Origin of the sequence: Raineyella sp., assembly GCF_034933565.1 — a bacterium.
Taxonomy (GTDB): Bacteria; Actinomycetota; Actinomycetes; order Propionibacteriales; family Propionibacteriaceae; genus Raineyella.
The window spans coordinates 1-14,989 of the sequence record NZ_JAYFNG010000061.1 but is presented as its reverse complement, the minus strand read 5'-3'; the positions used below and the strand labels follow the sequence as shown (position 1 = coordinate 14,989).

Sequence of the window (14,989 nt, the reverse complement as noted above, 5' to 3'; positions counted from 1 at the left end):
GGCGTTACGGGGTTCCCGGCGTTACGGGGTTCCCGGCGTTACGGGGTTCCCGGCGTTACGGGGTTCCCGGCGTTACGGGGTTCCCGGCGTTCGTATGGGGCGCCCGGCGTTCGTACAGGGCTTCGAGGCTACTTGGTGGCCTCGACCATCTGACGCAGCTCCTTCTTCAGCTCGGCGATCTCGTCGCGGAGCCGGGCCGCCACCTCGAACTGCAACTCGGCCGCGGCCTCGTGCATCTGGGTGGTGAGGTCCTGGACGAGCTGGGCGAGCTCCATCGACGGCACCGTCGACAGATCCTGTACCTTCCCCGACTCGACCGCCGGCGAGGTCGGCCCGGCCAGGGTGTGGTAGCCGCGACCGGCCGTCCGGGCCATCAACTCGTCGGTGTCGGCGTCCTCCCGGGCGAGCATCTCGGTGATGTCGGAGATCTTCTTCCGCAGCGGCTGCGGGTCGATGCCGTGCTTGCGGTTGTAGGCCATCTGGACGGCACGACGCCGGTTGGTCTCGTCGATCGCCACTTGCATCGAGGGCGTGATCCGGTCGGCGTACATGTGCACCTGGCCGGCGACGTTGCGCGCGGCCCGGCCGATGGTCTGGATCAGCGACCGGTCCGACCGGAGGAAGCCCTCCTTGTCCGCGTCGAGGATCGACACCAGCGACACCTCGGGCAGGTCGAGGCCCTCGCGCAGCAGGTTGATGCCGACCAGCACGTCGTAGGCCCCCAGCCGGAGGTCACGCAGCAGCTCCACCCGTTTCAGCGTGTCGATCTCGGAGTGCAGGTAACGGGTCCGGATCTGGTTCTCCAGCAGGTAGTCGGTGAGGTCCTCCGACATCTTCTTGGTCAGCGTGGTGACGAGCACCCGCTCCCCCCGCGCGGTGCGCTCGCGGATCTGGCCGATCAGGTCGTCGATCTGGCCCTTGGTCGGCTTCACCACCACCTCCGGGTCGACCAGGCCGGTCGGTCGGATGATCTGCTCGACCACCCCCTTCGACCGATCGAGCTCGTACGTGCCGGGGGTGGCGGACAGGTAGACGGTCTGCCCGATCCGCTCGACGAACTCGTCGAACTTCAGCGGCCGGTTGTCCATCGCGCTGGGCAGCCGGAAGCCGAAGTCGACCAGGGTGCGCTTGCGGGACATGTCGCCCTCGTACATGCCACCGATCTGCGGCACGGTGACGTGCGACTCATCCACGACGAGGACGAAGTCCTCGGGGAAGTAGTCGATCAGGCAGTTCGGCGGGGTGCCGGGGCCGCGGCCGTCGATGTGCCGTGAGTAGTTCTCGATACCCGAGCAGGTGCCGATCTGGCGCATCATCTCGATGTCGTAACCGGTGCGCTGACGGAGCCGCTGCTCCTCGACCAGCTTGCCCCGGTCGTGCAGCTCCACCAGCCGGTGGTCCAGCTCCGCCTCGATCCCCTTCAGCGCCCGGTTCATCCGCTCGGGACCGGCGACGTAATGGGTGGCCGGGAAGACGTACATCTCGGTGTCCTCGCTGATCACCTCGCCGGTCACCGGGTGCATCGTCGACAGCGATTCCAACTCGTCGCCGAAGAACTCCGCGTGCACCGCGTACTCCTCGTACATCGGGAAGATCTCCACCGTGTCGCCGCGCACCCGGAAGGTGCCGCGGGTGCCGGCCAGGTCGTTGCGGGCGTACTGCATCTCGACGAGCCGACGCATCAGGTCGTCGCGCTCGTACTCCTGCCCCACCGTCAGCGTGAGCATCCGGTCGACGTACTCCTGCGGGGTGCCCAGGCCGTAGATGGCCGACACCGTCGCCACCACGATGACATCGCGCCGGGTGAGCAGCGAGTTGGTGGCGGAGTGCCGCAGCCGCTCCACCTCCTCGTTCAGCGACGAGTCCTTCTCGATGTAGGTGTCCGTCTGCGGGACGTACGCCTCCGGCTGGTAGTAGTCGTAGTACGAGACGAAGTACTCGACGGCGTTGTCGGGGAAGAAGTTGCGCAGCTCCGAGGCGAACTGCGCGGCCAATGTCTTGTTCGGCTGCATCACCAGCATCGGGCGCTGCAGCCGCTCGGCCAGCCAGGCGACCGTCGCGGTCTTGCCGGTGCCGGTCGCACCGAGCAGCACGATGTCCTTCTCCCCCGCCTCGAGCCGCCGCTGCAGCTCATCGATGGCCCGGGGCTGGTCGCCGGCCGGTGCGAAGTCGGAGACGACATGGAACGGGGCGACACGACGGGTGATGTGACTGACCGGACGCATGCTCTGAGCGTACGCGCCGGGACTGACAGCGCCGACCGGCTGCGCCGCCGACCCGGGCGGAGCCCCTGCCGGGGACGGCGAAGCCATACCCGTGGAACCGCGAAGCCACCACCCCGGGATGGTGGCACCACGACCCCGGAACGACGGGGCCGTGCGCCGCGGGGAACAGCGACCACGTGCGCCCGTGGAACGGCGAACACGTGCGCCCGTGGAACGGCGAAGACCCCCGCCGGGTGGGCGGGGGTCTTCGTCCGGTCCTCAGGCGTCGACCGGTGGGGCCGACGCCGGACGGTCAGCTCAGTGGGAGCCGGTCAGCTTGTCACGCAGGGCCTGCAGGGCCTCGTCGGACGCCAGCGACCCCTCGGCGGGCTCGCCGGACTCCGGGACGGAGCTGGTGTACGAGGTGCCCGCATCCACCGCCGCGGTGGCCTCGGCCTTCTCGGCATCGACGACCTGCTGCTTGTGCAGCTCCCAACGGCGCTGCGCCTCGGCGTACTGCGCCTCCCAGGCAGCCCGCTGCTCCTCGAAGCCCGGCTTCCAGTCGTTGGTCTCCGGATCGAAGCCCTCGGGGTAGATGTAGTTGCCCTGGTCGTCGTACGACGCGGCCATGCCGTAGAGGGTCGGGTCGAAGTCCTCGGCGTTGATGTCGAGGCTCTCGTTGGCCTGCTTGAGGGACAGCGAGATCCGGCGACGCTCGAGATCGATGTCGATGATCTTGACCATGACCTTGTCGTTCACGGAGACGACCTGCTCCGGGATGTCGACGTGGCGCTCGGCCAGCTCCGACACGTGCACCAGGCCCTCGATGCCCTCCTCGACACGGACGAACGCGCCGAACGGGACCAGCTTGGTGACCTTGCCGGGGACGATCTGGCCGATCTGGTGCAGACGGGCGAACGCCTGCCACGGATCCTCCTGGGTCGCCTTCAGCGACAGCGAGACGCGCTCGCGGTCCATGTCGACGTCCAGCACCTCGACGGTGACCTCCTGGCCCACCTCGACGACCTCGGACGGGTGGTCGATGTGCTTCCAGGACAGCTCGGAGACGTGCACCAGACCGTCGACGCCGCCGAGATCGACGAACGCACCGAAGTTGACGATCGAGGACACGACGCCCTTGCGGATCTGGCCCTTCTGCAGCTGGTTGAGGAAGTTGTGACGGACCTCGGACTGGGTCTGCTCGAGCCAGGCACGGCGGGACAGGACCACGTTGTTGCGGTTCTTGTCCAGCTCGATGATCTTGGCCTCGAGCTCCTGGCCGACGTACGGCTGGAGGTCGCGGACACGACGCATCTCGACCAGCGACGCGGGCAGGAAGCCGCGCAGGCCGATGTCGACGATCAGGCCACCCTTGACGACCTCGATCACCCGGCCGGTGACCACACCGTCCTCTTCCTTGATCTGCTCGATCGTGCCCCAGGCGCGCTCGTACTGCGCACGCTTCTTGGACAGGATGAGCCGGCCTTCCTTGTCCTCCTTCTGCTGGACGAGAGCCTCGACCTCGTCACCGACCTGGACGACCTCGAAGGGGTCCACGTCGTGCTTGATGGAGAGTTCCTTGGAAGGGATAACACCCTCGGTCTTGTAACCGATGTCGAGGAGGACCTCGTCACGGTCGACCTTGACCACGGTGCCGGTGACGATGTCACCGTCGTTGAAGTACTTGATAGTGCCGTCGACTGCCTGGGCGAACTCGTCTGCGGAAGCAAAGTCGTCGACAGCGACCTGAGGCGTCGCCTCAAGGGAGGAGGTCATGTAGTAGGGCTCCGGTGTTGGCTGATGATGCGTCACGCTGGCGACCCCTGTTCACACCGGGTCAGCGATCAACTCAACAAACGCGGACAACTTCTGTCGGTCAAACTCATGAACCCCGTACGAGCGTGTCCCACTCCGTCCGAAGACACGCAGGTCACAGCGCACGACAAGATTACCGCCCCGATCGAGACGAGGTCAATCGGAGCCCCCTTTTCAGTGCGCGGGCTCGGGTGCGCGCCCCTCAGGACATGGTCTGTCAGCGCATGGCCTGTCAGCGCATGGCCTTTCCAAGCATGGCCCGTCAGTGTGCGGCCTCGTGCCAGGACCGGCCGCTGCCGACGGAGACGTCCAGCGGAACGTCCAGCACCATCGCGGAGCCCATCGCATCGCGGACCAGCGCCTCGACCTGCTCCCGCTCGCCGGGCGCCACTTCGAACATCAGCTCGTCGTGGATCTGCAGCAGCATCCGGGACGCCAGCCCCGCCTTCCGCAGCCGGGCGTCGACCTTGAGCATCGCCAGCTTGATGATGTCGGCGGCGGAGCCCTGGATCGGGGCGTTCAGGGCCATCCGCTCGGCCATCTCCCGGCGCTGGCGATTGGAGCTGGTGAGGTCGGGCAGGTAGCGCCGCCGGCCCAGCAGGGTCTCGGTGTAGCCGGACCGGCGGGCCTGGTCGACCACGCCGGTGAGGTAGTCGTGGACCTCGCCGAAGATGGCGAAGTAGTCGGCCATCAGCTCCCTGGCCTCGGCGACCGGGATGCGCAGCTGATTGGACAGCCCGAAGGCGGACAGGCCGTACGCCAGGCCGTAGTTCATCGCCTTGATCTTCGCCCGCTGGGCGCCGGTCACCTCCTCGGCCGGGACGCCGAACACGTGCGAGGCGGTGACGGCATGGAAGTCGTGCCCGGACCGGAACGCCTCGATCAGCGCGTCGTCGCCCGAGACGTGCGCCATGATCCGCATCTCGATCTGCGAGTAGTCCGCCGTCAACAGGCACTCGTAGCCGCCGCCGACCACGAAGGCCTCGCGGATCCGGCGCCCCTCCTCGGTGCGGACCGGGATGTTCTGCAGGTTGGGGTCGGTGCTCGACAGCCGTCCGGTCGCGGCCACGGTCTGCAGGAAGGTGGTGTGGATCCGGCCGTCGTCGGCGACCGACTTCTGCAGGCCCTCGACGGTCTGCCGCAGCCGGATGGCGTCGCGGTGCTCCAGCAGGTGGGCCAGGAACGGGTGGTCGGTCTGCTCATAGAGGGTCTGCAGGGCCTCGGCGTCGGTGGTGTAGCCGGTCCGGGTGCGCCGGGTCTTCGGCATGCCGAGGTCGTCGAACAGCACCGCCTGCAGCTGCTTGGGCGAGCCCAGGTTCACCTCGTGGCCGAGCACGTCGTACGCCTCGGCAGCGGCCCGCTGGACGCGGGCGTCGAAGTCGCGGTGCAGCCCGTCGAGCAGGTCGGTGTCGACCGCGATACCGATCCGCTCCATCCCGGCCAGCACCTGCATCAACGGCAGCTCGACGTCGTGCAACAGCCGGGTCGCCTCGTGGGTGTCGAGGTCGTCCTCCAGGGCGTGCCCGAGCCGACGGACGGCCTCGGCCCGGATCCTGGCCCGGTGCCCGGACGTGTCGGCCTCGTCGCCGAGGTCGAGGGCCAGCTGGGCCGGCGCCTGGCCGGCCTCGTCGACGACGAGGTCCTGGTGCAGCACCCGGCTGACCAGGTCGGCCAGATCGTACGTACGTTGGTCGGGGCGCAGCAGGTAGGCGGCCAGCGCGGTGTCCGACCAGAGCCCCGCCGGGGCCCAGCCACGGGCCCAGCAGGCCAGCAGGGGGCCCTTCCCGTCGTGCAGGACCTTGTCCTTCGTCGGGTCGGCGAGCCAGTCCGCCAGGGCCCGCTCGTCGGCCGGGCCCAGGTCGGCGGGATCGACCGAGACCGCGTGTCCGTCGGCCGCACCGATCGACAGCGAGAGGATGTCCCCGGTGCCGGCGCTCCACCGGCCGGTGATGTCGAGACCGGTCGCCCCGACGGCGGTGTGAGCGGCCAGCCAGTCGCCCAGGGCGCCGGGTGCCGCGGTGTCGTCGACGACCTCGAGGGCGTCGGAGCCGTCGTCGTCGCCGTCCTCCTCGGCCGGCAGCAGGTCGAAGAGCCGCTCCCGCAGCACCCGGAACTCCAGCTGGTCGAACAGCTGATGGACCGCCTCGCGGTCGACCGCATGGCGCTCCAGCTCGGCCGGGGTGACGTCGATCTCCACGTCGCGGACCAGCCGGTTGAGGTTGCGGTTACGACGGACGTCGTCGAGGTGCTCGCGCAGGTTGTCCCCCGCCTTGCCCTTCACCTCCGAGACCCGGGCGAGGAGGTTCTCCAGGCCGTCGTACTGGGCCAGCCACTTGGCCGCGGTCTTCGGCCCGACCCCCGGCACGCCGGGGAGGTTGTCGGAGGTCTCGCCGACCAGGGCGGCCAGTTCGGGGTAGCGGTCCGGGGCCACCAGGTACTTCTCCTCGACCCCGGTCGGATCGAGGTCGAGCAGGTCGGAGACGCCCTTGCGCGGGTAGAGGACATGGATCCGGTCGGTGACCAGCTGGAGGGTGTCCCGGTCGCCGGTGCAGACCCGTACGTCCATCCCCTCATGCTCGGCCCGGGTGGCCAGGGTGGCGAGCAGGTCGTCCGCCTCGAAGCCCTCCTTCTCCAGGTGCAGGACGCGCATCGCGTCGAGGACCTCCTTGATCAGGTCGACCTGACCGCGGAACTCCGCCGGGGACGCGTCCCGGGTGGCCTTGTAGTCCTCGTACACGTCGGTGCGGAAGCTGCGGCGCGAGACGTCGAAGGCGACCCCGAGGTGGGTCGGCTGCCAGTCGCGCAGCAGGTTGATCAGCATCGACGTGAAACCGAAGACGGCGTTGGTCACCTGGCCGGTGTGGGTCGAGAAGTTCTGCACCGGCAGCGCGAAGAACGCCCGGTACGCGACGGAGTGACCGTCGATCAGCAGGAGCCTCGGCCGGTCGCCGTCGGAAGGACTCGTCGCGGAAGGAGTGCTGGAAGCTGTCGTGGTGGCCACGCGGCGACTCTACCCGTGGCCACCGACAGCGCCCGGCACCCCCGTTACGCGTTCTTGGGCTTGCGCAGCTTCTCGATGATGCCCTCGGCGACCTCACGCATCGGCTTGCGCAGGTCCATCGCCGTCTTCTGGATCCACCGGAAGGCCTCCTGCTCGGACATCCCCATGCCGCTCTGCAGCAGGCCCTTGGCCTGGTCGACGGCCTTGCGGGACGCCAGTCGCTCCTCCAGATCCTCGACCTCGGCCTCGACGGCCCGGATCTCCTGGAAGCGGGCCAAGGCGATCTCGATCGCCGGCACCACGTCAGAGGCCTCGAACGGCTTGACGACGTACGCCATCGCCCCGGCCTCGCGGGCCCGCTCCACCAGCTCGCGCTGGCTGAACGCGGTGAGCATCACCACCGGTGCGATCCGTTCCCCGGCGATGATCTTGGCCGCGGTGATGCCGTCCATCCGGGGCATCTGGACGTCCATCACGACCAGGTCGGGCAGCAGCTCACGCGCCTTGTCGACCGCGACCTGGCCGTCCGGGGCCTCGGCGACCACGTCGTAGCCCTCGTCACGCAGCAGCTCGACCAGGTCGAGACGGATCAGCGCTTCGTCCTCGGCCACGATGACGCGGGTCCGGGGGGCCTCGGCCGAGCCGCTCGGGCCGGCCGCGATGAGCTCCTCGACGGACAGGGCGGTGGGCTCGTCGTCCGTCACGGCCTCCACCGGCGCCTCCGCCGATGCCTCCAGGGGCGATGTCTCCAGGGGCGCAGGTGTCCCGACCGCCGGTACGGCGGGCTGTTCGGCCGCCTGCTCGGCGGATGCCTCGGGCGCTGCCGCCGGCGCCCCGGGCAGGTCCTCGGCGGGAGACTCGTCAGCCGCAGCCGCAGCCGGGACCGGCTCCGTCGCCGTGGTCTTCTTGCGGGGCGCGGTCTTCCGGCTGGCCTTCTTCGCCACCGGCGCCTCGGCCGGTGCTGCCACCGGCGCGGGTGCCGCGGCCTCCGCTGACACCGGGGTCTCGGCCGACGCCTCGACGGGCGCGGGTGCCTCGGCCTCAGCGGCCGTCGTCTTCTTGGCCGCCGTCTTCCTGGTGGTGGTCTTCCTGGCGGTGGACCTCTTCGCTGCGGCCTTCTTCGCCGGGCCCTTCTTCGCGGTCTGCTCCGGGGCCGTCTCCTCGGCAGCCGTGGCGACGTCCTCTCCTTCGCCGAGGGGCGTGTCATCACTTGTCGTCATCGTGAAATCACCTGTCCTGAGGCCCCGGCCGGAGGGTCGGGGCGGGTGGGGTGGATCCGGTATAGTGATCCATCGTGCGCCGGGGTGGCGGAATGGTAGACGCGGACGGCTCAAACCCGTCTGTCCCTGACAGGACGTAGGGGTTCGACTCCCCTTCCCGGCACAACCGGACGCGGGGCCCTGGGCCCCGCGTCCTTCTTCATCTTCCTACACACTGCCGATCTTGTGGACCCGCAACGAGTTCGTACGTCCCGGACGACCCGCCGGGGTGCCGGCCACGATCACCACGCGTTCGCCGTCCTGGACGACGCCCCGCTCCTTCAGCGTCCGGTCGACCAGCCGTACCATCTCGTCGGTCGCCTGGACCGTCGGGGTCAGCACCGTGCGGATGCCCCAGGAGAGCGTCAGCTCGCGCTGCGTCTTGAGCAGCGGGGAGAACGCCACGATCGGGATCCGCGGCCGCAGCCGCGCCATCCGGCGGGCGGTGTCACCGGACTGGGTGAACGCGACCAGGTACGCCGCACCGACCCGTTCCGCGACGTCGACCGCCGCCTTGGAGATCACACCACCGGTGGTGTGCGGGTCCCAGTCGATCGCCGAGATCTGCTCCATGCCGTGGACCTCGGTGGAGTCGACGATCTTCGCCATGGTGGCGACGGTCTCGACCGGGTACTTCCCGACCGAGGTCTCGCCGGAGAGCATCACCGCGTCGGCGCCGTCGAGGATGGCGTTGGCAACGTCGGAGGCCTCGGCCCGGGTCGGGCGCGGGTTGCCGATCATCGACTCCAGCATCTGGGTGGCGACGATCACCGGCTTGGCCCAGCGGCGGGCCTTGGTGATGATCTGCTTCTGGACCAGCGGCACCTCCTCCAACGGGAGCTCGACGCCGAGGTCACCACGGGCGACCATGAACGCGTCGAAGGCGTCGATGATGTCGTCCAGGTTCTCGATAGCCTGCGGCTTCTCGAGCTTGGCGATGACCGGGACGGTCCGGCCCTCCTCGGCCATCACCCGGCGGACCAGATCGACGTCGGCCGCGTTCCGGACGAACGACAGGGCGACCATGTCGAAGCCGTTGCGCAGCGCCCACCGCAGGTCGTCGGCGTCCTTGTCGCTCATCGCCGGCACGGACACCGCCGCACCCGGCAGGTTGAAGCCCTTGTGGTCGGAGACCGGACCGCCGACGAGGACCTCGCAGATCACGTCGGTGTCGGTGATGTTCCGGGCCACCATGAGGATCTTGCCGTCGTCGACCAGCACCTGGTCGCCGAGGTGGACGTCACCGGGCAGGCCCGGGTGGGTGCAGCCGACGATGTTCTCGTCGCCCACGACGTCGCGGGTGGTGACGGTGAAGGTCTGGCCGTCGGTCAGGACGACCGGGCCGTTGCCGAACGTCCCCAGGCGGATCTTCGGTCCCTGCAGGTCGGCGAGCAGACCGATCGGGCGGTCCGCCTTGGACTCCGCGTCGCGGAGGTTCTTGAGCCTCTCCTCGTGCTCCGGGTAGGAGCCGTGGCTCATGTTGAAGCGGGCGATGTCCATGCCCGCGTTGATCATCTCGAGGAGCCGGTCGGCGTCCGATGACGCCGGGCCCAAAGTACAAACGATCTTTGCTCTACGCACGGTCCGACCTTATCGGAGGACCCTGAACGAAAGGATACCGGCCTGGCATTTGTCTCATGTTGCACCCAAATAGCGGGCCTCCCGTCCGGTAGCGGCTCAGTCGCCGGCGACCACGTCCAGGGCGTGCGTGAGGTCGGCGGGATAGGGCGAGGTGAACTCGACGTGTTCCCCCTTCGTCGGATGGATGAAGCCCAGCCGTACGGCATGCAGCCACTGACGGTCCAGGCCGGTGCGGGCGGCCAGCACCGGATCGCTGCCGTACAGCGGGTCACCGACACACGGGTGGTGGATCGCCGCCATGTGGACCCGGATCTGGTGGGTGCGCCCGGTCTCCAGGTGGATGGTCAGCAGGGTCGCTCCCTGGAACGCCTCGATCGTCTCGTAGTGGGTGATGCTCGGGCGGCCCCCGGCGACCACGGCCATCTTCCACTCGTGGCCGGGGTGACGGCCGATCGGCGCCTCGATGGTCCCGGAGAACGGGTCGGGGTGGCCCTGGACCAGCGCGTGGTAGGTCTTCTCGACCGCACGGTCCCGGAAGGCCTGCTTGAGCACGGTGTAGGCGATCTCACTCTTGGCGACCACCATCAGGCCGGTGGTGCCCACGTCCAGCCGCTGGACGATCCCTTGCCGTTCCGGCGAACCGGAGGTGGAGATCCGGAAGCCGGCCGCAGCCAGGTGCTCGACGACGGAGGGCCCGTCCCAGCCCAACGACGGGTGCGCGGCGACGCCGGCCGGCTTGTCGACCACGACGATGTCGTGGTCGTCGTGGACGATCCGCATCCCCTCGACGACCCGCGGGACGACCCGGACCCCGGGCTCCTCGTCCGGCAGGTCGACCTCGAGCATCGCCCCGCCGCGGACCCGATCGGACTTCGCCACCGGGCCACCGTCCAGTCGGACGGCCCCCTCCGAGATCAGGTCACTGACGTAGCTGCGGGACAGGCCGAGCATCCGCGCAGCGGCGGCGTCGACCCGGTCCCCCTCGAGACCGTCCGGAACGAGCAGCACCCGCGACCTCATGCGGTCATCTTCTCCTCGTCGCGCTCGTACGGACGTCCGGTGGGCCCCCGGTGCCCGAAGAAGCTCAATGCGACAATCACGATGGCCGCCGCGACGATCGTCATGTCCGCGACGTTGAAGATCGGCCAGTACGGCAGCATCAGGAAGTCGACGACGTGACCACGCCCCGGCGCCGGGGGGCGCAGCAGCCGGTCGGCGAGGTTGCCGGCCACCCCGGCAGCGAGCAGCCCGAAGGCCACCGCCCAGCCCCAGTGCCGGGTCCGCGGCAGAGCGATCGCCAGCAGAGCGACCAGAACGACGCCGGCGAGCAGCGCGAAGACCCAGGTCACGCCCTCCCCGAGACTGAAGGCGGCGCCGGAGTTGCGGATCAGGTAGAACTGCAGCAGCCGCCCGATGAAGGGCCTGGGCTCGCCGGGGACAAGGGCGGCGATGGCTGCCTGCTTCGCGACCTGGTCGAGGGCGAGGCCCACCACGGCGACCCCCAGCAGGATCGTGCGGGCCGCCCACGGCGCCAGTACGCCGGTACGCTCCGGTTGCGGCACTATCGCCGCTCCTCCCGCTGCTTGCAGGCCAGGCAGAGGGTCGCGCGCGGGATGATCTGCAGCCGGCCCTTGCCGATCGGCTGTCCGCAGTTCTCGCACCGGCCGTACGTGCCGCGCTTGATCGCCGCCAGGGCACGCTCGGACTGGTCGAGCAGCTCCTCGGAGTTGCGGACCAGGGACATCTCGTGATCCCGCTCGAAGTTCGCGGAGCCGACATCGGCGGGGTCACGGCCGGTCACGTCCGAACCGTCGCGGATCCCGACCAGCTCCGCCTGGGTCTGCTCGATGATCTCGCGCTGGCGACGGATGTCGGACACCAGTTCGTCCGCCACCTCGCGGAGCTCCTCCAGGGTCCAGGGGTCCTCGTCCGGTTCCACGGGGAAGGCAGCGGGATCGAGGGCATCGCGCCAGGCCATGTCGTCGGCCGGCCGGGCTGCGTCAGTGGTGGGCATAGTAAGGTCTCGTCTCTTTCCGTACGAACTCGTGCGCCGAGAGTACACGAAGGGCCCCACGGATGCGGGGCCCTGCGTCGTGTGTCAGAAGTGTCCGTCCGGAGCGAATGCCGGGCGCCGGATGCTGTCGGGCCGACCGATCCGTACGGACCGGCCGACCCGTACGGCGGTCAGCGGCGGGGCAGCAGGCCCCGGTGGATCACTTGCCGCCCATCAGCGCGTCGAGGCGCGGGGTGGCGGAGCTGGGCTGGCTGATCGGACCGCGCTGGTCGAGGCTCTGGGCCAGCATCGGGCGGTTCTCCGGCTCGAAGGCGGTGTTCTCCAGGGCACTGAGCTGCTGGCGGATGTGATCGGCGAAGGCGGCCCGGAAGTTGCTCTCGTGGGTGCGCAGATCGGTGACATTGCGCTGCAGCTGGTCGCGCTCGTCCTCCAGCGCACTGAACAGCTCGGCGCGGCGCATGTTGACCTCGTTGTCGAGGTTGTTCGCCCGGTTCTGCGCATCGGAGAAGAGGCGCTCGGCGTTGATCCGGGCCTCGGACTCGGTGCGATCGGCGCGGGTCTGCGCGTCGGTGGCGATCTCGTGGGCCTGCCGGTTGGCGATGTCGACGGTCTCGTTCGCCTGGCGGTTGGCCGAAGCGACGGTCTCGTTCGCCTGGCGGTTCGCGGTGTCGATGGTGTCGGCGGCCTGGCGGTTGGCGCTCTCGATGGTGCTGTGGGCCTCGGCCTCGGCCTCGGTGACGAGCCGCTCCGCCTGCTCGGTGGCCATCTGGACGAGGCGGACCACCGCGGGGCTGGCCTCGGCGGAGGTGGTGACGACGATCCGCTCGACCCCACCCTGGACGATCGGTGCCGGCGCCACCGGGATGGGCTCGGGGATCGGCGTGGGGGCCATCACCGGCTCGGGCTCGGGGATCTCGACCACGGGCTGGAACTGCGAGGTGGCCTGCTGGGCCTCGGCGGTGTTCTCCGCCGCCTGCTGGAGCGCCTCGACCTGGCGCCGCAGCATCTCGTTCTCCTCCACCAGCTTCGCGAAGGACGCCTCCACCCGATCGACGAAGAGGTCGACATCGGTCACCTCGTAGCCCGCACGCCGAGCCATGTGGAACTTGGTGTTGCGCACTTCGTCAAGCGTCAGTGTGGTCATACGTTCACCTCGAAATCGTCCAGTGGACCGGATGTCCAACGGAAAGCATTGGCCCGCCTCGGACGAGGCTACTGCGGTCGGCCAAAAAGCCTACCCCAACAGTACCGTCCGTCTGTACGTGGCTACGGTATTCAGCCCCACGGCAGGTCGCAAGCAGAACCCCACCAACCCTCACGCGGCACCTGAAGGTTGGCAGGCCCGTCCCGCACCGGGGCGCCCTCAGGGCGCCCCCTCCGTGACCCGGGGCACCGTCAGGCGCCGATCAGGAAGGCCGCGTTGAGCCGCATCAGCATCCAGACCGCGAAGTAGAGCACCAGGAACGACACGTCGAAGGCCATGTTGCCCATCCGCACCGGGCGGATGAAGCGGCCCAGCCACCTCAACGGCGGATCGGTGATGCTGTACGTGGTCTCGGCGAGCACCAGGACGAGCCCCTTCGGCCGCCACTGCGGGGCGAGCACCGGCACCCAGGACAGGATCATACGGATGAACAGCAGCGCCAGGAACAGCCACAGGACGGTGTGGATGACGAGACCGATGGTGGTCAGCATGGACTTCCGATCAGCAGAGTGGATGATTCAACTCTGATTGTAGAAGCCCTCCGCAATGCGCTGCTTGTCCTCGGTCGTCACCCGGACGTTGTGCGGGGACAGCAGGAACACACCGTTGTCGACCTTCTCGATGGAGCCGTTCAGCCCGAAGATCAGGCCGGAGGCGAAGTCGACGACACGCCGTGCGTGGTCGTGCTCCATGAAGGACAGGTTGATGATCACCGGGAAGCCGTCCCGGAAGTTCTCACCGATGCTGCGGGCCTCGTTGAAGGTCTTCGGCGTGATGAAGATGATCCGGTTGATGTCCGCCGTCCGCGAGGGCTCGACCGGGGGCTCCCGATAGGGCGCGGGCTCCACCGGGGGCCGTACGGAGGTGGGGACGGCTGCGGGCGTACGCCCCTGGCTGCCGCGTGCCGGGACCATCTCGGTGACCTCCGTGTGCTCGTGGGGCGGCTCGTCGTAGTCGTCCTCGTCGGGGTGGTACAGCTCCTCGTAGACTCCGCTGTCCTCGTAGGTCCCGGACTCGTCGCCGTAGTCGTCGCCGAGGACGCGCTCGTGTCCGCGGGCGGGCAGCTCGTCATCGTAGTCGTCGTAGCGATCGGTCTCCCGCGGGCCCAGGCCGATCCACTCACTGGCGCGCTTGACCCACTGAGCCATCCGAGATCCTTCCTCCGTATCGTCCGCTGCGGGTTGCACCCGGGCGTGCAGACGACGGGTGTGCAATCCCCCCATGACGATACCGTGCGGCCCGGATCGCACCGGTATCCCGACGGCGACACGCCTGTCCGAGCCCGCGAACGGGCCCCGGTCCGGGTCGCGGCTCAGCCGCTCAGCCGCTCAGCCGCTCAGCCGAGCCAGACCAGGCCGAGCTGGCGACCGGCCGCTGCACCATCGCGCCGGTGGCTGTGCAGGGCATCGCTGGTCAGCGTGCAGGGCCCGACGTACGCCACCGACACCCCGGCGGCGGCCAGTTGGGCCGCCACGCCGGCGGTGAGGTCGATCGCCGGGGTCCCCCAGCGGGTGGTGGCGCGGGTCCGGGGCACGATGGCGGCGGCTGCCTCGGCCATCCGGGCGGGCACCTCGTAGCACTCGCCGTGGATGTGCGGGCCGACCCAGGCGGTCAGTTCCCGCGCGCCGAGGTCGCGCATCGCCGTGACGGTCGCCGTCACGATCCCGGACAGGACGCCGGCCCGCCCGGCGTGTGCCGCCCCGATCACCCGGGCGTGCGGATCGGCCAGCACGACGGGGACGCAGTCGGCGGCCCGGACCGCGAGAGCGGTGCCGCGCAGCGCCGGCCCGGCCACCAGGGCGTCGCCCTCGGGCTGGGCCTCCTCGTCCCAGTGGGCCAGGAACTCATCGTCGACGACATGGACCCGTGCGGAGTGCACCTGGTGCAGCGTCACCACCCGGGGGGGGGGGG

At 69.4% G+C, this 14,989-nt stretch carries 12 protein-coding genes and 1 tRNA gene; 1 reads left to right on the top strand and 12 read right to left on the bottom strand.

Annotation, left to right across the window (positions count from 1 at the left end):
- Window positions 1-128 precede the first annotated feature (128 nt).
- The 4 genes from uvrB to VB059_RS14225 all read right to left on the bottom strand — a co-directional run bounded on the left by uvrB (window position 129) and on the right by VB059_RS14225 (window position 7,700).
- A complete protein-coding gene (gene uvrB, locus VB059_RS14240; protein WP_323422633.1) occupies window positions 129-2,225 on the bottom strand; it encodes an excinuclease ABC subunit UvrB in 2,097 nt (698 codons plus the stop codon).
- Window positions 2,226-2,522: 297 nt separating this feature from the next.
- On the bottom strand, window positions 2,523-3,980 hold the full coding sequence (rpsA, locus tag VB059_RS14235) for a 30S ribosomal protein S1 (RefSeq protein WP_323422632.1): 1,458 nt from the start codon (window positions 3,978-3,980) through the stop codon (window positions 2,523-2,525).
- A 301-nt stretch (window positions 3,981-4,281) separates the two neighbouring features.
- Complete coding sequence (polA, locus tag VB059_RS14230; protein ID WP_323422631.1) at window positions 4,282-7,020, bottom strand: DNA polymerase I; 2,739 nt, start codon at window positions 7,018-7,020, stop codon at window positions 4,282-4,284.
- Window positions 7,021-7,064: 44 nt separating this feature from the next.
- Window positions 7,065-7,700, bottom strand: a complete 636-nt coding sequence (locus VB059_RS14225) for an ANTAR domain-containing response regulator (RefSeq protein WP_323422634.1) — start codon at window positions 7,698-7,700, stop codon at window positions 7,065-7,067.
- A gap of 618 nt (window positions 7,701-8,318) precedes the next feature.
- On the opposite strand from VB059_RS14225, the gene VB059_RS14220 reads away from it, so the two are divergent.
- A tRNA-Leu gene (locus tag VB059_RS14220) sits at window positions 8,319-8,403 on the top strand.
- A 44-nt stretch (window positions 8,404-8,447) separates the two neighbouring features.
- Here VB059_RS14220 and pyk read toward each other — a convergent pair.
- From pyk to VB059_RS14180, 8 genes are all read right to left on the bottom strand, one after another.
- A complete protein-coding gene (gene pyk / locus VB059_RS14215; protein WP_323422630.1) occupies window positions 8,448-9,860 on the bottom strand; it encodes a pyruvate kinase in 1,413 nt (470 codons plus the stop codon).
- Between the two features lie 96 nt (window positions 9,861-9,956).
- Complete coding sequence (locus tag VB059_RS14210; RefSeq protein ID WP_323422629.1) at window positions 9,957-10,880, bottom strand: RluA family pseudouridine synthase; 924 nt, start codon at window positions 10,878-10,880, stop codon at window positions 9,957-9,959.
- Entirely contained in the window at window positions 10,877-11,422 is a 546-nt protein-coding gene (gene lspA / locus VB059_RS14205) for a signal peptidase II (RefSeq protein WP_323422628.1), read from the bottom strand. The genes VB059_RS14210 and lspA overlap by 4 nt, the downstream gene beginning before the upstream one ends.
- Window positions 11,422-11,874 carry a TraR/DksA family transcriptional regulator gene (locus VB059_RS14200; protein WP_323422627.1) on the bottom strand — a complete coding sequence of 151 codons (453 nt, stop codon included), beginning with the start codon at window positions 11,872-11,874 and terminating at the stop codon, window positions 11,422-11,424. The genes lspA and VB059_RS14200 overlap by 1 nt, the downstream gene beginning before the upstream one ends.
- A gap of 199 nt (window positions 11,875-12,073) precedes the next feature.
- Complete coding sequence (locus tag VB059_RS14195) at window positions 12,074-13,018, bottom strand: DivIVA domain-containing protein (protein WP_323422626.1); 945 nt, start codon at window positions 13,016-13,018, stop codon at window positions 12,074-12,076.
- A gap of 251 nt (window positions 13,019-13,269) precedes the next feature.
- Entirely contained in the window at window positions 13,270-13,569 is a 300-nt protein-coding gene (locus VB059_RS14190) for a YggT family protein (RefSeq protein WP_323422625.1), read from the bottom strand.
- 27 nt (window positions 13,570-13,596) lie between these two features.
- A complete protein-coding gene (locus tag VB059_RS14185) occupies window positions 13,597-14,226 on the bottom strand; it encodes a cell division protein SepF (RefSeq protein ID WP_323422624.1) in 630 nt (209 codons plus the stop codon).
- A 188-nt stretch (window positions 14,227-14,414) separates the two neighbouring features.
- On the bottom strand, window positions 14,415-14,957 hold the full coding sequence (locus VB059_RS14180) for a polyphenol oxidase family protein (RefSeq protein WP_416339566.1): 543 nt from the start codon (window positions 14,955-14,957) through the stop codon (window positions 14,415-14,417).
- Window positions 14,958-14,989 lie beyond the last annotated feature (32 nt).